We start from the raw sequence: 23,393 nt of genomic DNA on the forward strand, positions 1-23,393 counted from the left end.
AGTCGGACAGGGTGTTTAAAAAAACTAACCTGGCTTGGGAAGAAGCGGCGATCGCCTCTAACCTAGATAGTGGCCTATCGGGATGGGGCGAATCAGCGGGGAGGGCGATCGCTCCCGCATACAAACACAAAAAAAACCGCCATAAATTATAATCCAGAATGTGAAATCTTTCTAGGGTATTAGGCTTGCGATTACAGGAATAGATGTCAAATGCGTTCTCTTGTACCGATCGCCCGCAACCGATCTAAGCGTGCTGGTAATTTACTGGAGTTGTCCCACCCCTGAATTGTTTTGACCCAAACACCTACTTTTGCAGCAAACTCACTAATTTTGTACATGAACAATAAGTATTTTTATTCTTATTGTCTACAAATGTATAGGCTTCTTGATACTCCCTAGCCTGAAAAGGCGAGGGAATTCTTGAGGAAGCCAGATTCGGATTTTCACTTTTGGCTATCTTGTCGCCACTACTCACTCAGCTTGAATTTCTTCAAATATTGCGTATACTTTGGTTTTTTGCGCGATCGCGAGTCCATCACTACGCAAAATATCTGGTAAGCTGTTCGGCATTTAAAAGACGATAGTATGGTGCGGAGCGTAAAGAAGTGTTTACCTTGTAAGCTGTTCGGCATTTAAAAGAGGATAGTAGGGTGCGGAGCGTAAATAAGCGTTTCCCAAGTATAGTAAGTATTCGCTTCTGACCCACCTTACCTGGATCGTTAATAGTTTAAATGTGTAACAGCTTAAGCTCTACCTCCTGTTATTATTTGCCCTTTAACTATTCCGAATCTTGCGTCGGATCAGTCCGTTGCCGGAATTACTTGGCAACGCCGGGCGTTTCAACACGTAGATGGTTATTCTTACTTGATCTTTTGGATCATAACATCAGCTTTTGACTCACTATGTAAAGTATCTGTAAAGAAATATTCAAGGTGGTTGAAACCGCTACCGACTTTTCCCCTAGTTGATCGCCCCTGGCGCAGGTCTCGTTCTTCGGTCAACCTCCCCATCTCCCCATCTCCCCCTCACCCCATCTCCCCATCTACCCCTCTGAGATGTGGCGGATTTTGTTTATCTTGATGCAAACTGTAAAGCCAGGAAAGCGGATACTTTCGTATCAACAGTCCAGGCTGGCATGAAATAAATATGAAGAAGTGTAGCCAAGTGCTCTCACAAATGTTAAGATTCTTAACATAACGTAGTATTGTGCACGCCCCAACCAAAACCTAACCTGAGACGGTGCTGACTGGGAGTAGTAGCTAGCTACCATAAAATTAAGCCTCTTTAAATGGAAGGAAAGCGCAAGTCCCCGCCCGCTTTCCTTCCCAGCTAAAGCTAGGGGTTTGCGACTACCGCAAACCTTTAGAGGCACAGATCCTCAGCGGGAAAAGCTCATGAAAACTCTTAAGTCCTCAGATACAGATTCTGTTCGCGCTTACTTGCGGGAAATCGGCCGCGTTCCCTTGTTGACCCATGAGCAAGAAATACTCTACGGGAAACAGGTACAGCGCTCAACCGCACTGCATCAGGAGAAAAATATTTTAGCCGAAGAGTTAGGCCGCGACCCGACGGCGGCTGAATGGGCACAGGCAGTTGGGCTGTCTGAGGCACAGTTGCAGCGGACGATCGAAAACGGGGAAAGGGCAAAGCGCCAAATGGTGGAAGCGAATCTCCGCCTGGTAGTGTCTGTTGCCAAGAAATATATCAAGCGCAACGTAGATTTACTGGATCTAATTCAGGAAGGCACGATCGGGATGCAGCGGGGAGTAGAAAAATTTGACCCGACTAAGGGCTACAGATTTTCTACTTATGCTTATTGGTGGATTCGTCAGGCAATTACTCGGGCGATCGCCGAAAAAGGCCGCACCATCCGCTTACCGATCCACATTACCGAAAAGCTCAACAAAATTAAAAAAGCTCAGCGCCAACTTGCTCAACAGCTTGGTCGCGCGGCCACGGCTGCTGAATTGGCATCAGAGCTCGAATTGACTCCCAAACAGATTCGCGAATATCTTGATCGCGCGCGCCTGCCACTTTCCCTGGACTTGCGCGTGGGAGACAATCAAGATACAGAGTTGGGCGATTTGTTGGAAGATACGGGTACTACCCCGGAAGATTTTGCCTTGCAATCTTCCCTACGGACTGACTTAGACCACCTAATGGCGGAACTGACTCAGCAACAGCGAGAAGTGCTCGCCTTGCGGTTCGGTTTAGAAGACGGGCAAACCCTAACTTTGGCAAAAATAGGCGATCGTCTCAACATCAGTCGGGAACGAGTTCGGCAAATAGAACGGGAAGCTTTGACCAAACTCCGCAAACGCAAGCAAGATATCAACGATTATCTAGCCAGCTAGGTAGATTGGGGATTGGCGATCGGGTCTCCCCCCTTGCAATCCCCAATCTAAAATCGTAAAAACCGCCGCTTTTAATTCGGTTGTGCCCACTTCGTTGCTATGACTGTCCTGCTACATTAGTAATTACTTAGTAATAAAGATCAGCAGCCATCAGATAAGGGTTATTTAATTTAACCGCCCGCGTCTAACATAACAAGCTGTCTCTGAAACGGAGGTACTCGTGAGCAACTCATCTAATAAATCCCCAGAATTCTTTGAAGAAGACGGAGAAAATACCAACTTATTATGGCAATACGTGCAGTCTATGGCTCCCGACACAGTTTCTCAGTTGTCTAAGCCGACTTCTCACGAAGTGTTTCAAGTAATGGAGCGAAATATTGTTGGACTATTGGGGAATTTGCCTTCGGAACACTTCGGGGTGACAGTGACTACCAGTCGCGAACATTTGGGTAGATTGCTCGCCTCAGCTATGATTAGCGGTTATTTTCTCAAAAATGCCGAACAGCGAATGACTTTTGAAAAGTCCATACAAGCCAGTGAGAGACATGGCTCGGACGATTAGTAGATTCTTAACATTTAAGTGATCCAAGTGTCAAGCCCCCCCTCGCAAGATGGGGGCTTAATATTTTAGATTTTAGATTTTAGATTTTAGGTTTTAGATTTTAGGTTTTAGGTTTTAGATTTTAGGTTTTAGATTTTAGGTTTTAGATTAAATAATAATTGAATAATTATTGATATTATTCTTAAATTCCCCATTCCCCATTCCCCATTCCCCATTCCCCATTCCTAATTAATATGTCTCTTCCTCCTTTTGCCCACAAAGTTATCGGCGTTGCTGCAATCTGGAACAATCGCCAACAAATTTTGATTGACAAGCGCCGACAACATGGACTGCACGGGGGTTTCTGGGAGTTTCCGGGCGGAAAAATAGAGCCTGGGGAAACAATCGAAGCTTGCATAAAACGGGAAATAATGGAGGAGTTGGGGATTGTTGTAGAAGTTGGCGATCGCTTGATTACAATTGACCACGACTACACTAAATTTACAGTTAGACTATACGTGCACCACTGCCGCCACGTCAGCGGGGAACCGCAAACGATTGAATGCGATGAAATTCGCTGGGTGACACTCGACGAAATTGACCAATTTACTTTTCCCAAGGCAAACGCACAGATTATTGCTGCACTGCGGAAAAGTTGAGCTGTAATATCAAACTCGGTTGCTACTGACAAGTGAAAAATCTACAGCTAAGTTTTATTTTTGGACGGGCAGAGTAAAGTGAAAACAACTGCCTCTATCGGGTACAGAGTCTACCCAAATTTGACCGTAGTGGGCGCGAATGATGCCTTGACATAGAGACAGTCCAATGCCGTAACCATCTGTTGATTTATCTCGCTGCAAGCGAAAACTGTCTTCAAAAATGCTCGCGCAATCTTCTTCAGGAATTCCCGGGCCGCTGTTGCAAATGCTGACTTGAACTTTGTAAGCGGTGCGGTGGAGAATTGAAAGATTAACGGTTCCTCGGTCTGGGGTGTACTTGCTGGCGTTGTCAAGCAGGTTGATCATGACTTGTTTGATGCGATCGGGATCGGCATAAACCAAAGGCAAATCTGCGGGAATGTCTGTTTCTAAGTTCAGACTTTTCGCCTGAAATTTGTCTTGAAATTGCAAGATTACATCTTGACAAATCGCCCCTAGTTCGATTCTTTTTGGTTCAATGTGGAGTTGAGCGTTTGTACCCCGGGCTGCTTGCAGGATATCTGTAATCATACGATCGACAATTTGGATTTGGCGGCGGGCTTGTTTCATCAAATGAGCCGCCAGACTCGGTGTCAAACGCGACTTTTCCCCCTCTTTCACCTTCTGACTTGACTCCAAAGTCTCCAAAGCCAAAGATGCTGCCGTTAAGGGATTACGCAAGTCGTGAGCTAGCATCGCAATAATCCGGTCTTTCAACTGCAACTGCTCTTGCAGGTGTTCTTTTTCCTGTTTGAGGCGAAAAACTTCATCAGAAAGCTGCACAATTTCGGCGGCGCAAGCAACGGAATAGAGTGGTTTTGAGTTAGTCAGGCTTTCAGCAAGTGCTGGGGCTGACTGCTGCTGAGCTGCGTATTCTTCTACAGAACGCTTCCAGCGGGGCCACCAGTGTTCGAGTTGGGCGATTAAATTGCTGCCGGCGAGAGTTTGTCGCGGATCGGGATGAATTTTGAGCAGCGAGGGAGTGGCTACAAGTTTAAAGTGTTCGGCTAAATCGGGCTGTTCTCCTACGTCAATGATTTGAAGCTCAAAGTCGCAGTCTGCTTTCAAATCCTTTAGGGACTTGCGGATGTGTCTGGTCTGTTCCCGGGAAGAGGAACGCTTGTCTACAAACAGCAAAAGCTGTAAAAGCGGTGCGGAATTTACCGGCTGTTCGGGAGAACAGTCAGTGCCGCTGGTGCCGGGTGTGGGATGGACGCTGTTGAGCTTTTCGATCGGGTGAAAATAATTGAGCATTGCCGAGCCGAGTTATTTCACTTCTACTTTAATTTAATACTTACTTTAGATTTATGCTATTGTCCGATAATTTCATTACAGGCGGGCAGATGATATTTTTGAGATGGAAGAAAAATGAGTCGCTGCGGGTGGTGGTTCAAGTGGCGGCTGCCTTTTTTGTGCTGTGCCTGTTGCTGACGCTGCACCGCTACTACAGCTTTTACGCTACTTACGACCAAGGCATTTTCAATCAACTTTTTTGGAACGGCACTCGGGGTCACTTGTTTGAGAGTTCCCTCTCTTCGGCGTTGTCCACTAATGTGGTGCACCAAAATCAGCTCCCGGAAGTATCTTACTACCGGTTGGGGCAGCATTTCACCCCGGCGCTGATGCTGTGGCTGCCAATTTACTCGCTGTTTCCCTCGCCCGTCACTTTGACGGTGTTGCAGGTGACTTTAATTACGGCGGCGGGAGGAGTGCTCTATGCTCTCGCCAGACACTATCTGGAACCGAGGCTGTCGGCGACAATTGTTGTGAGCTATTACTGCGCTAACGCGGTCATCGGTCCGACTTTGGGTAATTTTCACGATATTTGTCAAATGCCGCTGTATGTCTTTGGCTTGCTGCTGGCGATGGAGAAGCGCTGGTGGCCCTTGTTTGGGATTCTGGCAACTTTAATTTTGGCCGTGCGAGAAGATGGGGGAGTTGTTTTATTTGGCGTCGGAGTTTACCTGATTTTGAGTCGGCGCTACCCTCGGACTGGTTTAGCCGTCTGCATACTCAGTTTTGGTTATATGATCGTCCTAACTAATCTGATTATGCCTTTGTTTTCTGCTGACATATCCCAGCGGTTTATGATGGAGCGCTTCGGTCAATATGCCGATGGAGATGAAGCTTCTACTCTAGAAATTATTTGGGGAATGCTGAGCAATCCCTGGCGGTTGGTGGCTCAGTTATTTACGCCGTTTTTTGGTAAGATTAGATACCTGCTTGGCCAGTGGTTGCCATTAGCTTTGGTTCCTGCTTTCGCGCCTGCATCTTGGATGATAGCTGGATTTCCGCTGCTGAAGCTATTTTTAGCGAAAGGAGAGTCGGTGCTGGCGATTAATATTCGCTATGCGATGACTGTGGTTCCAGGGCTTTTTTACGGGGCTATTCTGTGGTGGGCCCAGCGTCAAAAGGAAGAAGATAGAATGGTGAGAGAGGAAAGAATGTTTTTGCGTTTTCCTTCTGCTTTATTTCCTCTGCCTTCGTCTTCAAAGTTTCGCCGCTTTTGGGCGTTTTGTATCTGTTTGTCGCTATTTTTTACCTTCACTTCTAACCCAAATCGGACTTTTTCTTGGATTTTGCCCGATGCGATCGATCCTTGGGTGCAGGTTCCTCTTGTCAGACAATGGCAGCACGTTTTGCAAGTGCGGCCGCTGTTGGCTCAAATTCCTGCTGATGCTAGCGTGGCAGCGACGAATACTATTGTGCCGATTTTGTCAAGCAGGCGGGAAATTCTCAGGTTTCCGATGTTTGAACTCCGCAATGATGCGGGGAAGGCAGTGAAGATGCAATATGTAATTGCCGATATCTGGCAGTTGCAGCAGTATCAGGCTGCGTTTCGCGGGGAACGGGGACAGTTGCGGGAGATCGTACCGGCGATCGATCGAATGTCCAAATCGGGAGATTACGGCATTGTTGGCTTTGAAGACGGCGCGATTTTGATGCGTCAGGGTGCTGTTTCTAATTCTGCATCTGCTGCTGCTTGGACCCGTTTTCGCGGCGAATTGGAGCCGATTTTGAAGAAACGGTAAGCGGGTAGGCGCGATCGCCATTGCTTCCTTCAGTGGCTCAAATCTTGAGGAAACCTGTTTTTTTCAGGTAATGGCGATCCAGCAATTTCATGCAAAAACCACGTTTAGGCATGATTTTCTGTCTTTGTTGCTGCCAAAAGTCAGGCATTGGGCATCAACTTACGATCGACTCAAATTTGAGGCCGATCATTTTACAATAAATCTGTTAATCCTAAACATTAAGTTATATAAATTATTTGGAGGAAAAAAGATGAAAATTTTGGTATTGGCATGGGAGTTTCCTCCCAGAATCGTAGGCGGTATCGCCCGCCACGTATCGGAACTGTATCCTGAATTGGTAAAGCTGGGTCACGAAATACACTTAATTACAGTAGAGTTCGGCCACGCGCCGATGTACGAAGTGGTGGAAGGAATACGTGTGCATCGGGTGGTGGTCGGGCACGCCAGGGACTTTTTTCACTGGGTGGCGAATCTCAACCAAAGCATGGGCCACCAAGGCGGAAAACTGATGCTGGAGGAAGGCTCCTTTGATATCATCCACGCTCACGATTGGTTGGTGGGAGATGCGGCGATCGCCCTCAAGCATACCTTTAAAGTACCGCTAATTGCCACCATCCACGCCACCGAATACGGGCGTTTCAATGGCATCCACAATGAGGGGCAGCGCTACATTAACACCAAGGAGAACGACCTCGCTTACAACGCTTGGCGGGTAATTGTTTGCAGCGATTATATGCGGCGGGAAGCCGAACGGGTACTATCCACTCCGTGGAACAAAATAGAGGTAATTTACAACGGAATTAGACCAGATAAAAAGCCCAGGTGGCACGAATTTGATGCGATGGATTTCCGCCGCAGGTTTGCTGCTGATGATGAGAAAATTGTCTATTATGTAGGAAGAATTAGCTATGAAAAAGGCATTAATGTATTTTTGCAGGCGGCACCTAAAGTAATTTGGGAAATGGGGGGTAAAGCAAAAATTGTAATTGTTGGTGGTGGCAATACAGACCATCTCAAACATTTAGCTTGGCATTTAGGAATTTGGAATAAGTGTTATTTTACTGGGTTCATGTTTGAGGAACATCTTGACAAATTTCAGACGGTGGCTGACTGCGCGGTTTTTCCCAGTCTTTACGAACCTTTTGGGATTGTTGCCTTAGAAAGCTTTGCTGCAAGAGTGCCTGTGGTGGTTTCGGATGCGGGCGGACTTCCAGAGGTGGTGCAGCACACTAAAACGGGCGTTGTTACTGAGGCAAACAATCGGGATTCTTTGGCCTGGGGAATTTTGGAGGTGCTGAAAAATCCGGGTTACGCGCAGTGGTTGGTTGACAATGCTTATCAGGATTTGGAACGCCGGTTTAGTTGGCCTAAGTTGGCGATAGAAACCGAGTGGGTTTATGAACGGGTGGTGGAGGAAAGGGCTGAGGTTGATTGGTAAGAATGCTGACTGTTGAGGGTGAGTAGAATATCAAGTTTTTTTGTTGCCAATATTAAGAAATTGTAACACAATGATATATATACACTCGACCTCAGCTTGAGCGCACTCAGAAGATTTAAAGGGAATTAGCATCTTGAATATTTTTAGGGACATCGATCCCCAACCCAGACGCAGCTTGCTGACTTTATTCACCGCAGGGCTGCTATTCTGGTCAAGTTTGGCTTCGCTGCTGCCAACTTTGCCGCTGTACGTTCAATTTGTGGGCGGCACAAAACAGCAAATTGGCTTTGTGATGGGTGCATTTGCGATCGGACTTTTGCTATCGAGGCCACCGTTGGGTAAAATAGCCGACAGCAGGGGGCGAAAACAAGTTTTGCTGCTAGGCGCGACAGTCGCTGCGATCGCCCCTTTTGGCTACCTGTTAGCTCAATCTATCCCCTTACTGTTACTTATTCGCATTTTTCACGGCATTAGTATCGCCGCTTTTACTACAGCTTACAGCGCTTTGGTAACAGATTTATCGCCGCCAGGAAAGCGGGGCGAATTAATCGGTTACATGAGCTTGGTTAATCCTATTGGTTTAGCAGTTGGGCCTGCTATTGGTGGATTTGTACAAGCTTGGGTTGGTTATACTCCTTTGTTTGCGATGTCGGCGGCTTTCGCTGCAATGGCTGTATTTTTTACCTGCAAAGTTGCGGAACCTAATTTTGCAGATTTAACAAAATCGGACTCGCTATCTGAGGATAAAAACAGCCAAAAATACTGGCAAATGCTCTGGAATCCTAGAGTGCGGATTCCGGCTTTAGTGTTATTGGTGGTTGGTTTAGTATTTGGAACTTTGAGCACTTTTATGCCTTTGTTTATCCAAGAAACTAAGACTAATTTGAATCCAGGATTATTTTATTCGACGGCGGCTATCGCCAGTTTTGGTATACGGTTGCTCACGGGACGGGCTTCGGACAAATACGGTCGCGGCTTGTTTATTTCTGGTGGCTTAATCTGTTATGCCGTATCTATGTTATTGTTGTATTTTGCTAACAACAGCAGTGCTTTTTTAATAGCAGCTTTGATTGAAGGTTGCGCGGGTGGTACGGTTTTGCCGATGATGGTAACGCTGATGTCGGACAGGTGCGAACCTTATGAAAGGGGCCGCTTGTTTTCGCTTTGTATTGGCGGATTTGATTTGGGAATTGCGGTTGCGGGGCCGACTTTAGGCTTTGTTGCTGAACAAGTTGGCTACAGAAATATGTTTGGTTTTGCGGCTGGTCTCGCTGGCTTTGCTTTGCTGATTTTTATTACTCAGTCTAGCAAGGGCTTATCTAATTCGATGAAATTTGCGATCGGTCGAGGCAAAGATATTTATGCTTTGAATCAGTAGAGTTGAATTGCCAAAGTCCTTTTAATCAATTTTTGGGGCGGGCTAGAAGCCCACCCCACCCGAAAAAATGATTTTTGTGGGATGGGCTTTGAGCAGGGTCCTAGATATTTTTGCAAGAGGTCTAGTAAACGCACAAAATTAAAAAAGTTATGAGTTTTAAGTCGTGAATTGAATTAATTTATTAATTCAAAACTAAAAACTCAAAATTCATAACTTTTAGTAGTGGGCTTGGAGGGATTCGAACCCCCGACCTCATGGTTCGTAGCCATGCACTCTATCCAACTAAGCTACAAGCCCCTGTTGAGTTTAGATTTAATCTAAAATTGATTAAGTTCTTTTCTCACAGAATCTAACAGTAACACCATTACCAAAATAATGCAAGACCTTTCGCAAACTTTTTCTGAATTGCCCGATGTGGCACAGCTAACTCACCTCGACAACAGCGGGGAAGCCCAAATGGTGGACGTTTCAGCGAAGGTGCCGACTGTGCGACAAGCTGTGGCTGCTGGCCGGGTGCGGATGTTGCCGGAGACTTTTGCGGCGATTGAAGCGGGGAATGCGCCGAAAGGTGATGTGTTGGGCACTGCAAGGCTGGCTGGAATTATGGCGGCCAAACAGACTGCACATTTGATTCCTCTGTGTCACCCTCTGCCGCTGAGTAGCGTGGAGGTGCAGGTGATGCCGGATGCTGGGTTGCCGGGGTATCAAATTCGGGCGACGGTGAAAATTAAGGCGGAAACAGGGGTGGAAATGGAGGCGCTGACGGCGGTTTCGGTGGCGGCGCTGACTTTGTACGATATGGCGAAAGGATTGGAAAAGTCGATCGCCATTGAGTCAATTCGCTTGGTGAGTAAAAGTGGCGGCAAGTCTGGAGACTATGAAAATGTAGAGGCATAAGTTTCCTACCGAAAGAGGGATGCAGCATTCAAAAAGCTGCACTTATGATTAAAATAGGCACAGAACTACTAATATCAAGTGAAAAACTATGCCTCCTCGTTGGCCCCGCAAACCCGATCGCAATGATCCAGAGTACCGCCGCTTAGATGACCGGATGAATTTTGCTATCCACGTCGGTCTTTTTTCTGCTACCAATTCAGGTTTGTGGTTTGTTCACAATTTGCAAAAGGCTGATTGGCCTTGGGCAATTTCGGTAACGGGTGGATGGGCTCTAGTAGTTTTGGCCCACGCGATTTACCATTTTGCGATCGCCGATTATTCGCCCCTCACCAAAGATTCTGGCTGAAGGCAGTTGGCGGCGATTTGTTAAGTCTTTTGATTGATAACAAATAACTTTCGGCTTTTTTGATATGGCTAATACTACACAGGCGATCGAATCCTTAGCAGCCGAAATCGGCGAAAATGTCTACATTGACATTGCCAAATGGCATTTGTATCTGAGAGATGCTCACCTGCATACTGTTGTTGCCGAACAACTTTATTCCATGCTGGAAGATGGTAATTTAGATGCTGACAAAGTTGGACAAGTTTTGCAAGGAATTCCAGTCAAGTTGGGCGGCGGCAAGCGGGAAGTGCCACTGGCAGATTTAATTCCGATGCAGTGTCAAGTTCAATTGATGGATGTTATTGAGGAATTTCAGCGAAAAATGTAAAGTAAAGGGCGGGTTTTGTACGCAGATTGTGGGCGTTGTGTCTAGTATTCGCCTTTAACCCGCCCCGACAATTTTATTTGCGAAAACGCCCCCGAATGCGATCTACAAACATATCAACTTCCGGCAACTTCATCTGACTGACAAACAGGGCAAAAACTCCTAACCCTACAAAACTTGCCACACTCAACTGCACTAATTGAATTACCAAACCTTCAGTACCCAAAACTCTTTGACACGCTTGCAGAGTAGCCAAGGTAACGAAAGCAGTTAGACAACTGCCAGAAGTTAACCCCAGAAAAGGCAAACTCCACTGCCCCCAAGGCAGGCCACCCAGCTTTTGATCTAAACAGTACAAAAGCATAATCATCGAAAGAAGATTCACTCCCACCGTCGCCAAAACTAATCCGGGCGCCCCAAAGGCTCCAACCAACAAATAATCCAAAAGAGCGTTTAAAAAGATATTGATAATACTGATGCGAAAAGGGGTTTCCCCGTCTCCCAAAGCGTAAAATACCCGTACCACAACGTCGCGTCCCAAATACACAAACATTCCAATACTGTAAGCCATCAATATCGGCGTAACAAACAGCGAGGCCTCTCTATCAAAAGCATAGCGTTCGTAAACAATGCGGACGATAGGCCCAGCCAGCGTTACCATTAAAGCGCTCAGGGGCAGCATCGTAAGGGCGGTCAAAACTAAAGATTGACGAATTCGATCTTTTAATTCCGGCCAATCTCTCGGATCGGTGAGGCGAGAAAATATCGGTAGAAATGGCACTAAAATTACATTAGAAATGATGCCTAAAGGCGTCATAACTAACAAGCCACTGTAACCCAACGCAGAGGCAGCTTGAGGGATGTAGGATGCAAAAAAGAGGTCTGTATAGACATTAATTTGCAGCATTCCTGATGATAAGGTAGCAGGAACCATAACCTTGATGACTTCTTGCACTCCCGGCCGTTTAAAATTAAACCGCAAACGCAATGTTCCCAACCCCGCGCGCCACTGCGCCACCAGTTGCACCAACCACTGCAAAACTGCACCCGCTAACGTTCCCCAAGCTAACACTAAGCCACCAATTAGTGCGGATTCTGGCTGAATAATTTTGTCTCCGAGTTGCATTGCGAGAAGCCCCAAACCGCCGACAAGTGCAACGCTGGAAAATAAAGGACTAATCGAAGGCAACCAGTACATATCGGCAGCATTGAGAGTGCCGAAACCAATGCCGATCAAGCCTGAAAGTAAGGCCATCGGCGCCATAATCCGAAATTGCTGGACGGCAATTGCTTTAATTTGTAAACCTTCTGCTGTTCTATTTAATCCCGGTGCCACCAAATCGATCAGCGGATCGGCAAAAATAATTAAAGCGATCGTCACTAACAGCAACAAGCCCCCGACTAAGGTGGTGATAGTCTCGACTAAGGGTGCTGCTTCTTTTTTATCCCGGCGGGCTAAAACACTGACGATGGCGCTGTGAAATGGCCCGTTAATCCCTCCGAGCAAAATAAATAAGAAACCAGGGATGACGTAGGCGTAGTTGTAGGCATCGACGGCGACACCGACTCCAAAGGCTGCGGCGATCGCAATTTGGCGCACTAATCCAAAGACTTTGCTAATTAGAGTGGCGACTGCGACAATGCCGGCAATCCCTGCGAGGGAACGAGAGGGCTTCTGTAATTGGGACACAAATGGTTACAAACGCTAATGCTAAAAGGATTCACTTATTTTAATCGCGAACCGGGAGAATCATATCACGAACTCATAAAACTTCTAGGGGGAATTGCGCTTGTACCAATTTTATCGCTATTACTGACTTGCGGAAATTCAATAATCGATTGGGACTATTCGTCCTAACTACAAACCGCCGTTTCGTGCTATGATGCGTCAATCTAAAATCTACAATCTAAAATCTACCATTTAAAAATGATTAAATAAATGAGTTGATAAAAGCAGATAGTTCATAACTTACGATCGATTGTGTTAGCTCCCAGACTTCTTTCAAAAGTGCGGAGCCAGGTATTCCGTTATAGGTAAAATCTACAATCGAGAATCTAAAATCTAAAATCTAAAATCGAATGACTGGCTTAATTTACCAATATCCTCCTCTTTTACCCGGAATTCTCATCAAACGTTACAAGCGATTTTTTGCCGAAATAGAACTAGATTCGGGAGAAATAATCACCGCGCACTGTCCGAATACTGGCCCGATGACTGGTGTTTACATTCCGGGCAATCCAGTGCTAGTATCTCCCAGCGACAATCCTAAACGCAAGTTAGCTTATACTTGGGAATTAATTAAAGTTTGCGACACTGTGCCAACTTGGGTGGGAGTTAATACTGGGCTGCCAAATCGAGTAGTTAAATTAGCTTTGGAATTGAAATTGTTTCCAGAGTTGGGCAATTACAGTTTAATTCAACCGGAGGTTGTTTACGGCACTGATAAAAAAAGTAGAGTGGATTTTTGGCTAACTGGTGAGGAAAAACCGATTTTTCTGGAAGTGAAAAATACAACTTGGGTAAAAGAGGAGTTGGCTCTATTTCCCGATACAGTGACGGAGAGGGGACAGAAGCATTTGAGAGAATTGATAGAAGTGGTGCGGCAGGGTTCGAGGGCTGTAATGCTGTATTTTATTAATCGCGGGGATTGTACTGATTTTGCTCCGGGGGATAGTGCCGATCGCATTTACGGAGAATTGTTCAGACAGGCGATCGGTGAAGGTGTAGAGATTTTGCCCTGTCGCTTTGATGTGACACCGGAAGGGATTCGCTATTTGGGGTTAGCAAAACTAGATCTACTAACCCTAAATGATTAGTTTAAATTGCCTGCATTTCTCGATCGATCTCAACACTAGCCACGCCCGGTACGCTCTTTAGTTCTTCTAGCTTCGACTCAGCAACTTCTCCAGTAACGATACCAATCACAGGCAGCACCTCATCCACTTTCATTCCCGCCGATTCTAAGGCAGTGACAACCGATTGAATTACCGATATGTTTTGGTCGTCAACAGCCACTATGATGCGCTGTACTTGTTCGTCAGACATATTTAGCATCCTTTGGAGTACATCCATTGCGCTATTGTAAATTGTCTTCTGTTAGATCCCCGCAGGCTTAAAGTGCTGCAGGGACTTGGGTATTCTGCATTACGGAGCTTGTACTAAACCGCTTCCAACACGAGTATTTGGCAACGGTAGCGCCATAGCATAGGCAGTCAGCAATTGCCAAAGTTCAGCACCTCGTTTACCAGTCGATTCGGCATACAAGGCCGCGAGCCCAGCCACGTGCGGTGTAGCCATGCTAGTGCCATTGTAAGCAGCATAACGCCCTTTATTCATAGGCACTGATGAGTATACTTTCACTCCTGGAGCGGCGATATCGACTTTAGTTCCTTGAATGAGGTCAGAGGTAGCCGAGAAGTCAGGCACTTGGACGCAGTTATCAACGGCTGCAACAGCCATAATCGAGGGACTATTCGCTGGTTGTCCAACGGTTTTGGTTGGTCCGTGGTTGCCGGCGGCCGCCACGATCAGACACCCATTTTGCAGTGCCCGACGACCGACTGTTTCGTAGGTCGTAGAGGGCTTTGGATTGGTGTTTCCTAATGACATCGAGATCACTTGACACCCATTGGCGATCGCCCATTCCATCCCAGCCAGAATCCAGCCACTAGCGCCACTACCGGCATTACTCAACACTTTACCGACATAAATGGTCGATTCGTAAGCGATCCCGTACCTGCGGCCGTTAAGATCCTTGAACCCGCAGGCTGTCCCGATGCAGTGCGTGCCATGACTGTTGCCATCTTGTACGTCCTCCCCTGGTACGAAGGACTGCGATACAATCGATCGACCTGCGAAGTCGGGATGTTGGAGATCCATCCCCGTATCCAGCACAGCAACTTTCATTCCACTACCAGTCAACAGAGAGTCGATCGCCTTCGTTGCCTTCAAACCCCAAGTAGAGTCGCTATCATCGGAAAAACATTCTTGTTTCTCGATTTCTGCTGCTTCTGTAGTAGTGGCTTTGTCGTACAGGTTATTCACCGCATCGCGATAACCCCGCAAATAGTCTGCCGACAACCCATCACCAATGGCGTAGAAAGTGCGCTCCGGTTCGATCGCCAGAATAGCCGAATCCTCTCCCGCAGAGGTCATGATGCTGCTGAAACCCCCTTCGTCTAACGAAACGACGGCCACGCCGAGAGTGGGAAACACCGCTCCCCCTGCTGCTTCAATTTGGCTCAAGTCTAGAGCAGAGTCCGGGAAATCGGCAGCATTTGCCAGTCCTCTGATGCCAGTTTGGTCGTTCAGAAGATCTAACCCTTCTATCACCGCATCATCGCGGAAAGTAATAATGTAACGCCCTGTTGTTTCATCAGCTTGGGCAGTTTCTGGGATGGGAAAACTAGGTTGTTCAGACATAAATACCTCTTATTGAGAGTTATTAGAAATCCATGACAGTTTTTCTGACCTGAATTTCTACTTTTTTTGCTACTGACTCGACTTATTTATGACTTACGCCAAAGAGCAATTTTTACATTGTTTGTCGTCGGGTAAGGTGCGGTGTGCTGCGCCCTACAGATACACTTTGTGCGTAACTCCTGTGCTGTTTACTCGGCTAATTTGCTAATTTGATGGTAAAGTTCGTCATCTAACCGTCCTTCTCCTGTCTGGATTAGCCATTTTTCTAAAGTACGGTTTTTATCGGTAAATTCTTGGGATTTACCATTGCTTCTAGCCACGATAAATCCATTAGAAATCACAATTTCCCGATAGCCCTCTACCTCTTCACCACTTTCTCGGACAATCAAACCACGATACCCCAATCCTTCATTAACAGCTCCTTCTCCTTGATGTGTAGACAATGATTGAAGTCGTTGTGTAAACTGCTGAGATTCTTGCACTGTCAATTCCCAATGTGGGTTTGGTCTGCCACTAAACATATCCACTTCTACTTGCATCTTTTTGTCTCCTAAAGCTGTGACCGAACACCCAAGCAAAGTCACCAAAAACATTAAAAAACCCAAGCCAATTATCCTTTCTAGATATGTTGTGAATGAATAAGCCCGTTGCATGGTCTTCTTCTCCAGTGTGGGGAACCCACATTCCGCAGTGCTATATAGCAATCCTAAATCATTTGTAAATTTCTTACTCCCTCCTCTTGGTAAAGGGAGGGTTGGGGTGGGGTAAAAAATTTATCACTCCTGCAAGGATTGCTATAGATTCTATTTAATCTTTTGGCTCTTACAAGTGTAAAAATAGCCACAAAATATGGTGTAAGGCCCACGGTTACAGGTAGCTGGGTTAGTGATGACTACGCCACTGTTATCTGTATTCCGAGCCGCTGTCGAACCCGGTTTGTGACCCCAAAATCCTTCTCGCATTTTGCGATACCAGTGGAAATCAACAAAGCCCGGACCAGGGGCAATAACCAGTGCTACTAAATAGCGAGGGGCTTGTGAGGCGGGGAAACAATCGTAGCGTTTGTGCAATCCATCACACAGGGAAGCTTTGGTAACTTCTACGCAATTAATTGCGGTGTACTGATGTCCGCATCCTTTTCCTGGTTGGGCAAAAGTATCTGTCCGCTTGTTGCTCGCATAGTTATAGCAGTTGTTGTTCTGCCGGATTACGGGGTTGTTGTTCCAGAAGCCGGGGTTATAGGGCGAAGTATCATAAAAGCAGGTAGCAGCCACTTCACTTGAGGTGTCTACCGCCATGTTTGGTAAGTCTTCAACATCAGATACTGAAAGTCTGCTGCTGGTTTCCAGTTGTTGTCGCAGAAAATTCTGCAACATTTCATCTAAAGGTAGTTCTTCTCCGAAAGCCGATGCTTCTGGAGATGATTCTGCACTGCTCATTAAGCCGATCAAACGCTCAGCAATCTCGTTTGCTTTATCGCTAGCGGCACTCGCACCTGCAGCCATATACATACTAGCGGGTAGTTCAAAGTCTTGGGCAAGCTCGTCAGATAGGGGTTCAATGGTGAAACCGCGAAACCCTAATCCAGCATCAGCAGAAGCTGCTTCGGCTACAATGCTACGATTGTTAGCAATCTCTTTGAGTGTAGTTCGAGCTTCTTCCTCGTCTGTAATAATCCACTCGGGAGCGGGTCTTCCAGAAAATATATCGGCAGTAATCCGTAACATACTTAACCTCTTTCTTGAGTAGTTTTCAGCAAACAAACTCCACCTTAAAGTTGTTCAATAGCTAGAGAAGACAACCTTGGTCATGAGAGTTATTTAAGCTGAGTTTCAAAACTGCATAACAGCTTTTGATCTAATAGTCCTCAAAATAAACTTGAAGAGCAATACGACGATACGCGTATAGGATTATGAAGATATTGCAACAAAACTCCATTTGAATAACCGCAACTTTTATCAAGAGATGTTGCTCCTTTTCTGTTATAGCAAGTAAAAAAAATCCCATAAATGGGAGCCCGTGCAATAATATTGAGTAAATTCGAGTTAACAGTCGATTAATTCCGCTCCTATGTAGATTAAGTTGTCAAGTTAAATTTAGAATAAAAATTTAACTTGACAACTCCACTCAGATTTATGCTGTCAAATTCAGCGTGAAATTGTCGTAACTGTTAATATCAAGCAACCGGAAGCCTACATTAGTTGCTTGAGTGCTGCTTGTCCACTCACACCAGTCAAAGGCTTGTGGAGGGACAGGCCTCACGTAAGGCCCTGACCAATTTGCTCCGTTATCAGCCTCAGCATAGTAGCAGTAGTAGCGATTCAGACTACGCAAACTACCCCCATATACCACTTTGCATTCGCCAGGATTGAGCCGCCACCAACCTTTTTTTGCCCAATTTCCACCATCTGGACAGTTGGGGCGATAGTACATAATAGCTACCCAAACACCAGATGTATATTTGTTGCAAATTGTGAGCATATTCCACCTCGTACAATGAGTAATTGCCAATGAATACGGTTCTATGTCCCTGTGTTGGAACGGGTACATTCAGGTAAAACTTCTTTGTTTTCAACAGAGAACATTGATGATGCACGTAGTGTGTGAAGGAATGTTTGATTTTCGATGCCCGGTTTAGCATCAGATTGACCTTCGCGAGCTACCGAATCTTGTTTTATTGCACTGACATCCACAAAATCGACTGTTGCATCTTCTTGGCTTTTTTGAGGTAAAACTTCTTTGTTTTCCACAGAGAACATTGATGATCCGCGTAGAGTGTGAAGCAAGGTTTCATTTTCGATGCCTGGTTTAGCATCAGATTGACCTTCGCGAGCTGCCGAATCCTGTTTCTGAACACCGAAATCGACAAAATCGACCGTTGCATCTACATTATTGGTTTCCATTTTTACCTCCGTAGTGGATTTTTGTTTAGCACAGTTTACAGACTCCATATAGCGTTTAATCTCATATTCCTCAAAATAGAGTTTGAGAGCAATACGACGATCCGCGTATAGGATTATGAAGATATTGCAACAAATTATGCTTTGAACAATTCCAACTTTTACCGAGCAATCATCACACCAGTCGTTCGGCTTTGTAGGCTTAGTTTTCTGTAAAAATGCTTGATATGTTTGCGAAGAAAAATTAGTTTTTAAATTATTAGAAAAAAATCAACTTTACAGTTGCCTGTGATTTTTTTAGGAGGGCTGTTTACACCCCACCCTAAAAACATTCCGCTCTGAAAGCTGGTTTCAAACCCTAAATTTTGCTCGACAAGTGATTTACGGTTGGGTGGGGCGGGTTTTTTATATTGTCAATTATTGGCAGGTATTGTTGGTGAACCCGCCCTACAAAAATTATGTCTATTTAGCAAGGCCCCATGACTGACTTGATTGACAAATATCCTCCTCTTTTACCCGGAATTCTCATCAAGCGGTACAAGATTTTATTAATCGCGGAGATTGTACTGATTTTGCTCCGGGGATAGTGCCGATCGCATTTACGGAGAGTTGTTCAGACAGGCGATCGATGCAGGTGTAGAGATTGTGCCCTGTCGCTTTGAGGTGACACCGGAAGGCATTCGCTATTTGGAGTTAGCAAAACTGGATATTTGAGATTTGGTGCGCTTCATGGGGGCAAACTCAGTCAAACGGGTCCAGCCGACTAAATGCTACTCACCTCCCGACTAGCTGCGGCTTAGCCCCAGATGCGTAAGCAATGAAACTGTCAGAAGTGTTGCTATTCGGAGACTTGAACAGTGGCTTGAAATTCCTCAATGGTTGATTCCTCACCAACCCACTCACGCAAGTTTTTTAGTTGTAATTTTACTCGACCGGGATTGTTTGCTTGAAAGGTGAACACGCGCTGCCCGCCACCACCCATCCCAAGATTACTACCCAGATTCATGTCGTCACTTTTTAATTGTAAAACTTCTGTATCTAAGGCGGACAGAGACCAGCGGTAGCCTGTTGTTGAATTTTCGTCTAAACGAAGTGTGAGCGTCTGTCCGCGCTTGAGGTTTAAAACTGTGCCACTATCGGCTTGAGATAAAGTTAATTCAGACATAGATTGTGAGGTAGGAGGTGATGAAGGTGGCTGTATATATTGCTGTTTCGGGTGTGCGGTCGGCCGTGGAGGAAATGTTGTGCGAGTCCGTGAAGCAATGTTAGGGGAAAAGGGAGTAAAAGATACTAAATAGGTCGAAATGATTAGGTATAAAAACATAATTTATGTACAAAAGAAACAGCCATGCCAAGTTTAGTCGCGCTAGAATCGCAATTTGCTGGTGGGCGGTTGACGGTTGGATGGTAAACCTTAAAATTCAACCATCAACCGCCAACATACTCAATGCAAAATCTTTGAGTGCAGCCCGGCATAAACTTGGAGAGTCGGCGACAATCAAGCTTTACCAAACGTAAAGGGTGGATACTTTGTTGTCGGCTTCTTCATAGTATTGGACGGGTTTAGCTAACACTTTAGCATGGGCTGCGATGACGTTGAAGGCAACGATCGCAGAGTCAGAATTATCGGCAAATTTCCGCCAACCAATCTGATCCACATACATATAAGCGTTACGAGTTGAGCTGTTTGTCCACAGTCCCAGTACCTTTTTATCAGTTTGCCAAGCTGTGTTGCCTTGACTAACAGCATTTTGAGCGGGGGGATCGAAGGTGGGACGCTCTTCTTGACTTGCGGTTTGCTTCGCAGCTTGAACGGGAGGTTCTTGGGTGGGGTAGGCTTCCATTTTTATCTCCTTAGTATTGGGGTTGAAGGGTTGTGCGATCGCCTGACAAGGCAGACAAACTTCATCAGGTGAACCGGCTGGATTGCTGGAATAAGTCATGGTCGTTCCTTAATCTCTAGAAGCGAATCGTTAATTGTTGGACTTGGGATTTTGGACGATCGTCTCAAGTCCGCTGTTTTTTACCAGGCGTAAATTTCTTTGATGATCGCGTTTTCTTGATAGAGGCTGACTGGACGATCGGCCGCTTTAGACGCAGCAAGCTGAATCAACATATCGAGGTTTGTTTCATCGCTAGCATCAGAGAGTTTTCTCCAGCCGATGCCTTCGCTGACATAGACATAAGCATTGCGATCGGCATTATTTGTCCAGAGTCCGAGAATTTTCACATTTGACAACCAGCCGGTTTCAACGATGCCATCCACCGCGAACATACTGGAGTCAATCCCGCACTGCCCGTAAGCGATGCGGAAAAAGCCATTCTCACCAAAGTTCTGTCCCCAGCTATTTTTGGCAATCCAATAGCCTTCGGTGTCGTTGTAACCCACGATCGAGACACAGTGACCACCCTCAACCTTGCCGCTAACCTGGCGATAAATGCCACTTTTGTAAGCGAAGAAATCTGTGTAGACAGTGAAGCAAGCTACCAACGCGCCGCGAGTGGAAAGCCATTCCTTCATATCTGCGATCGATTTAATCTCATGCCACCCGCTAATTTTAACGGCGCTACTTTGCCAGTTACTGGCAAGGTTGCTGCAATTTTGATCGGCTGCGGTGTAAGGGTAAGAAGCTTCGATGGCGAGTCCTGTTTTCGCTGAATCCATTGAGGGTGGCACCCACCAACCGTTCCCGCAGTTACGTCCTAGGGCGCGGGCATAGCAGTAGAACAAGTGAGCTTCGGATAAATCGATCGCCAGCGCCGGATTGTTGCGAATGCGGCGAATGGTGGTTTCGATCGTTGCCACAGTGCCAAACGCAACACAAGAACCGCAAGAACCTTGATCTTTGACTGCTGTCACAAATCCACCTGTCCGCATATCGAAGCTGGCGGGATAGCCTGCTGTCTCGCCTTTAATCTGTGCCGACTTAAAGACTTCCTGATTGATCTTGGCGATTTGCTCTTGTTCTTCAAAGGACGGTTCGTTAGGCCCAGGCGTATAACCGAGCCGCAGTTGCTTTTCGGCATCTGAAAGCTGAGTCATGCTCGTTTCGCCAGCTTGCCAGGAGGCACCGGCTAGCTCGATTGCTGCTTGCAATTTAATGGAATCCATGTCATCTCCTTAAAACATAAAGTAGGTTTGACTCAAACTAAAATCGCTCGTGAGTTTGCGTATTTTTTGCTCTTTTTTTGAGCTGCGATCGAACGCTGGATAACAGCGTTTGATCTAATAGTCTTCCAAATAAACTTGGGGAACAATACGACGATCCGCGTATAGAATTATGAAGATATTGCAACAAAGTCTGCTTTGAATAACCCCAACTTTTCCAGAGCAACCATCACAGCAGCCGTCCGGGTTTGTACGCTTAGTTTCCCGTAAAGATGTTCCAGATGTTTTCGCACTGTTCCTTCACTGCAACCGATCGCTTTAGCTATTCCTGCATTACTTTTATCTTTGGCAATCCAGAATAAAACCTCCGCCTCGCGTTTGGTGAGTCCTAGCAATTCCAGAGCAGAAATAGAGAAAGATTGCAGTTCTTCTTCCTCCAATAGCAAGACATATTGCTCTTTGATGGGATCGGGAATCAGCCGGACTATCAACTGTTTTCCTGCTTGTTGAATGTGCAAGGGCAAACAGCGAGAGGGAACATTGTGGTTGAATGCGATTCGCGCAATCTGCTCCTGGAACCAATGTTGTAAGGATTCTGGCAATGAGTAGGGAATGTGGTATAAAAAATACTGGCTTAAAAGTTCTTCTGCCCGTTGAGTCATGAATTGCACTTCGCCTGCAATCTCCACAACTATCGCCCCTACGCGATCCAAAATTTGCTTGACTAATCCCTTAATGAAATTATCTGGCTGCTTGTCTGTCCGATCGCTCTCGACTTTGATAATACAATCTTGGTAGAAAATTTCGTAACTTTCGGCCTCAGCTTTTGGTGCTTGGAGTCGATCAAAATCTTGAGATGTCAAAATAACTGCGCGCTGACGCCTGTGTTTCTGTGAATTCATGGGAAATATCTCCATTGGCATATACGGTGAACATGGCGAAAGTAGATACCCTTGCGGTGCGGGTATCTCGCTCATTTCACTGTTGTTGAGGTCTACAACTGTAGAAATGCACTCTGAGATTTTTTGAGAGTCCCTGATTTAAGTTGCTTTTCTTAAGTAATTACTAACTAATAACAGTCACTAGCGATTAGTTACAAGTCACATAATCGAGTGACTTGCATAATTTTATTTTGTATGTTAAGGTCTGTATATTTTATTGTAAAAATAAAAAAATAACTCAAAAAAAAGTGTCAAGGCATAAATAACTTGCCATAAGAACGTCGCGGCGAATTAGATAATCAAATATACTAATGGGTGATGTAAAGTTCGTCAAACATCGGCGAACATCCTGGGTTTTCTGAGAATAAATGTAAGTACGGTTTCTTGTCGAGAAATAATGTCGGCTGTAACTTCCATTCCTGCTTGAATATGATACTGACAGCACTGTTCGTTAGCCGACGATAAGCTAATCGCCCGATCGCGCTTGACTAAATAAGTTTTTTGGGCCATAACAGTCACTTCATAGTAAGGCGCACTGTTATTTTCACCAGCAATGGCATCGGGTGCGATCGCGCTAACTTTCGCTTCTAGTACGCCGTAGTCGGGATAGGGATAGGCAGAAATCTCCAGGATAGATGTTTGACCGATCGCAATTTTACCAATATCGGGAGCGGCGACGCGAGCTTTGACGACAATCGCAGCATTAGCGGGAGCAATTTGAGCAATTGCCGCACCCAGGGTAAACGCATCTAAATTAAGTTGAAAAAAATCATATTTGTGCATGAGCTAGTCTCTGAGAAAACCATTCTTAAAACTCTTAAATCTGATGCAATTAACGCAGTTAAAATCGAGCTTTAAGAACTTCTAAATTCTCAAAAGTGAATCAATTTAGATGGGGAATCAGTTTTAGTTTTCGAGCGTTAGCTGGCAGAGTCTAAAATTTTAACTAAATAATTATTATCCATTCCCGCC

Annotated in this window: 25 protein-coding genes, 1 tRNA gene and 1 pseudogene; 12 read left to right on the top strand and 15 right to left on the bottom strand. The window is 45.6% G+C overall.

The window, feature by feature from the left end; all coding sequences use genetic code 11:
• The first annotated feature begins 11 nt into the window (after positions 1-11).
• Positions 12-152, top strand: coding sequence for a hypothetical protein (locus tag QUA45_RS13095; RefSeq protein WP_333097345.1), 141 nt, complete (start codon positions 12-14; stop codon positions 150-152).
• Positions 153-206: 54 nt separating this feature from the next.
• On the opposite strand, the gene QUA45_RS13100 is transcribed toward QUA45_RS13095, so the two are convergent.
• The gene (locus tag QUA45_RS13100; protein WP_333097346.1) at positions 207-338 is read right to left on the bottom strand and encodes a hypothetical protein; all 132 of its coding nucleotides are present in this window, start codon (positions 336-338) and stop codon (positions 207-209) included.
• 1,056 nt (positions 339-1,394) lie between these two features.
• Here QUA45_RS13100 and QUA45_RS13105 point away from each other — a divergent pair.
• From QUA45_RS13105 to mutT, 3 genes are all read left to right on the top strand, one after another.
• Positions 1,395-2,354, top strand: a complete 960-nt coding sequence (locus QUA45_RS13105) for an RNA polymerase sigma factor, RpoD/SigA family (RefSeq protein WP_333097347.1) — start codon at positions 1,395-1,397, stop codon at positions 2,352-2,354.
• Between the two features lie 220 nt (positions 2,355-2,574).
• A complete protein-coding gene (locus tag QUA45_RS13110) occupies positions 2,575-2,916 on the top strand; it encodes a DUF760 domain-containing protein (RefSeq protein ID WP_015174476.1) in 342 nt (113 codons plus the stop codon).
• Positions 2,917-3,149: 233 nt separating this feature from the next.
• Positions 3,150-3,554, top strand: coding sequence for an 8-oxo-dGTP diphosphatase MutT (gene mutT, locus QUA45_RS13115; RefSeq protein ID WP_333097348.1), 405 nt, complete (start codon positions 3,150-3,152; stop codon positions 3,552-3,554).
• A gap of 54 nt (positions 3,555-3,608) precedes the next feature.
• On the opposite strand, the gene QUA45_RS13120 is transcribed toward mutT, so the two are convergent.
• The gene (locus QUA45_RS13120) at positions 3,609-4,847 is read right to left on the bottom strand and encodes a histidine kinase (RefSeq protein WP_333097349.1); all 1,239 of its coding nucleotides are present in this window, start codon (positions 4,845-4,847) and stop codon (positions 3,609-3,611) included.
• Between the two features lie 53 nt (positions 4,848-4,900).
• On the opposite strand from QUA45_RS13120, the gene QUA45_RS13125 reads away from it, so the two are divergent.
• From QUA45_RS13125 to QUA45_RS13135, 3 genes are all read left to right on the top strand, one after another.
• Positions 4,901-6,625 (top strand): DUF2079 domain-containing protein, encoded by a 1,725-nt coding sequence (locus QUA45_RS13125; RefSeq protein ID WP_333097350.1) that lies wholly within the window; start codon positions 4,901-4,903, stop codon positions 6,623-6,625.
• Positions 6,626-6,875: 250 nt separating this feature from the next.
• Entirely contained in the window at positions 6,876-8,063 is a 1,188-nt protein-coding gene (locus QUA45_RS13130) for a glycosyltransferase family 4 protein (protein WP_333097351.1), read from the top strand.
• A gap of 133 nt (positions 8,064-8,196) precedes the next feature.
• Positions 8,197-9,441: an MFS transporter gene (locus tag QUA45_RS13135; protein WP_333097352.1), complete on the top strand. Its 1,245-nt coding sequence runs from the start codon at positions 8,197-8,199 to the stop codon at positions 9,439-9,441.
• A gap of 223 nt (positions 9,442-9,664) precedes the next feature.
• Here the strand turns inward: QUA45_RS13135 and QUA45_RS13140 are convergent.
• Positions 9,665-9,738 (bottom strand) — tRNA-Arg (locus QUA45_RS13140).
• A 78-nt stretch (positions 9,739-9,816) separates the two neighbouring features.
• On the opposite strand from QUA45_RS13140, the gene moaC reads away from it, so the two are divergent.
• From moaC to QUA45_RS13155, 3 genes are all read left to right on the top strand, one after another.
• Positions 9,817-10,338: a cyclic pyranopterin monophosphate synthase MoaC gene (gene moaC, locus QUA45_RS13145; protein WP_333097353.1), complete on the top strand. Its 522-nt coding sequence runs from the start codon at positions 9,817-9,819 to the stop codon at positions 10,336-10,338.
• 88 nt (positions 10,339-10,426) lie between these two features.
• The gene (locus QUA45_RS13150) at positions 10,427-10,684 is read left to right on the top strand and encodes a 2TM domain-containing protein (RefSeq protein WP_006633890.1); all 258 of its coding nucleotides are present in this window, start codon (positions 10,427-10,429) and stop codon (positions 10,682-10,684) included.
• 64 nt (positions 10,685-10,748) lie between these two features.
• Positions 10,749-11,051, top strand: a complete 303-nt coding sequence (locus QUA45_RS13155; RefSeq protein WP_333221008.1) for a DUF3181 family protein — start codon at positions 10,749-10,751, stop codon at positions 11,049-11,051.
• Between the two features lie 73 nt (positions 11,052-11,124).
• Here QUA45_RS13155 and murJ read toward each other — a convergent pair whose 3' ends face one another.
• A complete protein-coding gene (murJ, locus tag QUA45_RS13160) occupies positions 11,125-12,738 on the bottom strand; it encodes a murein biosynthesis integral membrane protein MurJ (protein ID WP_333221009.1) in 1,614 nt (537 codons plus the stop codon).
• Between the two features lie 389 nt (positions 12,739-13,127).
• On the opposite strand from murJ, the gene sfsA reads away from it, so the two are divergent.
• Positions 13,128-13,865, top strand: a complete 738-nt coding sequence (sfsA, locus tag QUA45_RS13165) for a DNA/RNA nuclease SfsA (RefSeq protein ID WP_333097355.1) — start codon at positions 13,128-13,130, stop codon at positions 13,863-13,865.
• A 1-nt stretch (position 13,866) separates the two neighbouring features.
• Here sfsA and QUA45_RS13170 read toward each other — a convergent pair whose 3' ends face one another.
• The 6 genes from QUA45_RS13170 to QUA45_RS13195 form a co-directional block, all read right to left on the bottom strand.
• Entirely contained in the window at positions 13,867-14,094 is a 228-nt protein-coding gene (locus tag QUA45_RS13170; RefSeq protein WP_333097356.1) for a hypothetical protein, read from the bottom strand.
• Between the two features lie 99 nt (positions 14,095-14,193).
• The gene (locus tag QUA45_RS13175) at positions 14,194-15,471 is read right to left on the bottom strand and encodes a S8 family serine peptidase (RefSeq protein WP_333221011.1); all 1,278 of its coding nucleotides are present in this window, start codon (positions 15,469-15,471) and stop codon (positions 14,194-14,196) included.
• 188 nt (positions 15,472-15,659) lie between these two features.
• On the bottom strand, positions 15,660-16,124 hold the full coding sequence (locus tag QUA45_RS13180; RefSeq protein WP_333097358.1) for a hypothetical protein: 465 nt from the start codon (positions 16,122-16,124) through the stop codon (positions 15,660-15,662).
• A 150-nt stretch (positions 16,125-16,274) separates the two neighbouring features.
• Positions 16,275-17,198 carry a hypothetical protein gene (locus QUA45_RS13185; RefSeq protein WP_333097359.1) on the bottom strand — a complete coding sequence of 308 codons (924 nt, stop codon included), beginning with the start codon at positions 17,196-17,198 and terminating at the stop codon, positions 16,275-16,277.
• Positions 17,199-17,604: 406 nt separating this feature from the next.
• Positions 17,605-17,952 carry a DUF1036 domain-containing protein gene (locus QUA45_RS13190; protein ID WP_333097360.1) on the bottom strand — a complete coding sequence of 116 codons (348 nt, stop codon included), beginning with the start codon at positions 17,950-17,952 and terminating at the stop codon, positions 17,605-17,607.
• Positions 17,953-17,993: 41 nt separating this feature from the next.
• Positions 17,994-18,374: a hypothetical protein gene (locus QUA45_RS13195; protein WP_333221013.1), complete on the bottom strand. Its 381-nt coding sequence runs from the start codon at positions 18,372-18,374 to the stop codon at positions 17,994-17,996.
• A gap of 541 nt (positions 18,375-18,915) precedes the next feature.
• On the opposite strand from QUA45_RS13195, the pseudogene QUA45_RS13200 reads away from it, so the two are divergent.
• A pseudogene (locus QUA45_RS13200) lies at positions 18,916-19,085 on the top strand (DNA/RNA nuclease SfsA); the annotation flags it as partial.
• A 124-nt stretch (positions 19,086-19,209) separates the two neighbouring features.
• On the opposite strand, the gene QUA45_RS13205 reads toward QUA45_RS13200, so the two are convergent.
• The 5 genes from QUA45_RS13205 to QUA45_RS13225 all read right to left on the bottom strand — a co-directional run bounded on the left by QUA45_RS13205 (position 19,210) and on the right by QUA45_RS13225 (position 23,204).
• Positions 19,210-19,536 (bottom strand): protease inhibitor I42 family protein, encoded by a 327-nt coding sequence (locus QUA45_RS13205; protein ID WP_333097362.1) that lies wholly within the window; start codon positions 19,534-19,536, stop codon positions 19,210-19,212.
• A 340-nt stretch (positions 19,537-19,876) separates the two neighbouring features.
• Positions 19,877-20,314, bottom strand: a complete 438-nt coding sequence (locus tag QUA45_RS13210; protein WP_333066353.1) for a hypothetical protein — start codon at positions 20,312-20,314, stop codon at positions 19,877-19,879.
• An 80-nt stretch (positions 20,315-20,394) separates the two neighbouring features.
• Positions 20,395-21,483: a C1 family peptidase gene (locus QUA45_RS13215; protein WP_333221015.1), complete on the bottom strand. Its 1,089-nt coding sequence runs from the start codon at positions 21,481-21,483 to the stop codon at positions 20,395-20,397.
• A 167-nt stretch (positions 21,484-21,650) separates the two neighbouring features.
• A complete protein-coding gene (locus QUA45_RS13220) occupies positions 21,651-22,382 on the bottom strand; it encodes a helix-turn-helix transcriptional regulator (protein WP_333221017.1) in 732 nt (243 codons plus the stop codon).
• Positions 22,383-22,751: 369 nt separating this feature from the next.
• The gene (locus QUA45_RS13225; RefSeq protein WP_333221019.1) at positions 22,752-23,204 is read right to left on the bottom strand and encodes an HlyD family efflux transporter periplasmic adaptor subunit; all 453 of its coding nucleotides are present in this window, start codon (positions 23,202-23,204) and stop codon (positions 22,752-22,754) included.
• Between the last annotated feature and the right edge of the window lie 189 nt (positions 23,205-23,393).

This window comes from Microcoleus sp. Pol12A5 (assembly GCF_036701435.1).
Taxonomy (GTDB): Bacteria; Cyanobacteriota; Cyanobacteriia; order Cyanobacteriales; family Microcoleaceae; genus Microcoleus.

Bases quoted from the DNA above. Each gene is read 5' to 3' on its own strand.
- QUA45_RS13170 (WP_333097356.1), bottom strand. From the start codon at position 14,094: ATGTCTGACGAACAAGTACAGCGCATCATAGTGGCTGTTGACGACCAA.
- QUA45_RS13205 (WP_333097362.1), bottom strand. From the start codon at position 19,536: ATGTCTGAATTAACTTTATCTCAAGCCGATAGTGGCACAGTTTTAAAC.
- QUA45_RS13185 (WP_333097359.1), bottom strand. From the start codon at position 17,198: ATGTTACGGATTACTGCCGATATATTTTCTGGAAGACCCGCTCCCGAG.
- QUA45_RS13180 (WP_333097358.1), bottom strand. From the start codon at position 16,124: ATGCAACGGGCTTATTCATTCACAACATATCTAGAAAGGATAATTGGC.
- QUA45_RS13150 (WP_006633890.1), top strand. From the start codon at position 10,427: ATGCCTCCTCGTTGGCCCCGCAAACCCGATCGCAATGATCCAGAGTAC.
- QUA45_RS13100 (WP_333097346.1), bottom strand. From the start codon at position 338: ATGTACAAAATTAGTGAGTTTGCTGCAAAAGTAGGTGTTTGGGTCAAA.
- QUA45_RS13225 (WP_333221019.1), bottom strand. From the start codon at position 23,204: ATGCACAAATATGATTTTTTTCAACTTAATTTAGATGCGTTTACCCTG.
- QUA45_RS13175 (WP_333221011.1), bottom strand. From the start codon at position 15,471: ATGTCTGAACAACCTAGTTTTCCCATCCCAGAAACTGCCCAAGCTGAT.
- sfsA (WP_333097355.1), top strand. From the start codon at position 13,128: ATGACTGGCTTAATTTACCAATATCCTCCTCTTTTACCCGGAATTCTC.
- QUA45_RS13190 (WP_333097360.1), bottom strand. From the start codon at position 17,952: ATGCTCACAATTTGCAACAAATATACATCTGGTGTTTGGGTAGCTATT.
- QUA45_RS13120 (WP_333097349.1), bottom strand. From the start codon at position 4,847: ATGCTCAATTATTTTCACCCGATCGAAAAGCTCAACAGCGTCCATCCC.
- moaC (WP_333097353.1), top strand. From the start codon at position 9,817: ATGCAAGACCTTTCGCAAACTTTTTCTGAATTGCCCGATGTGGCACAG.
- QUA45_RS13220 (WP_333221017.1), bottom strand. From the start codon at position 22,382: ATGAATTCACAGAAACACAGGCGTCAGCGCGCAGTTATTTTGACATCT.
- QUA45_RS13195 (WP_333221013.1), bottom strand. From the start codon at position 18,374: ATGGAAACCAATAATGTAGATGCAACGGTCGATTTTGTCGATTTCGGT.
- mutT (WP_333097348.1), top strand. From the start codon at position 3,150: ATGTCTCTTCCTCCTTTTGCCCACAAAGTTATCGGCGTTGCTGCAATC.
- QUA45_RS13155 (WP_333221008.1), top strand. From the start codon at position 10,749: ATGGCTAATACTACACAGGCGATCGAATCCTTAGCAGCCGAAATCGGC.
- QUA45_RS13210 (WP_333066353.1), bottom strand. From the start codon at position 20,314: ATGACTTATTCCAGCAATCCAGCCGGTTCACCTGATGAAGTTTGTCTG.
- QUA45_RS13125 (WP_333097350.1), top strand. From the start codon at position 4,901: ATGCTATTGTCCGATAATTTCATTACAGGCGGGCAGATGATATTTTTG.
- QUA45_RS13130 (WP_333097351.1), top strand. From the start codon at position 6,876: ATGAAAATTTTGGTATTGGCATGGGAGTTTCCTCCCAGAATCGTAGGC.
- QUA45_RS13215 (WP_333221015.1), bottom strand. From the start codon at position 21,483: ATGGATTCCATTAAATTGCAAGCAGCAATCGAGCTAGCCGGTGCCTCC.
- QUA45_RS13105 (WP_333097347.1), top strand. From the start codon at position 1,395: ATGAAAACTCTTAAGTCCTCAGATACAGATTCTGTTCGCGCTTACTTG.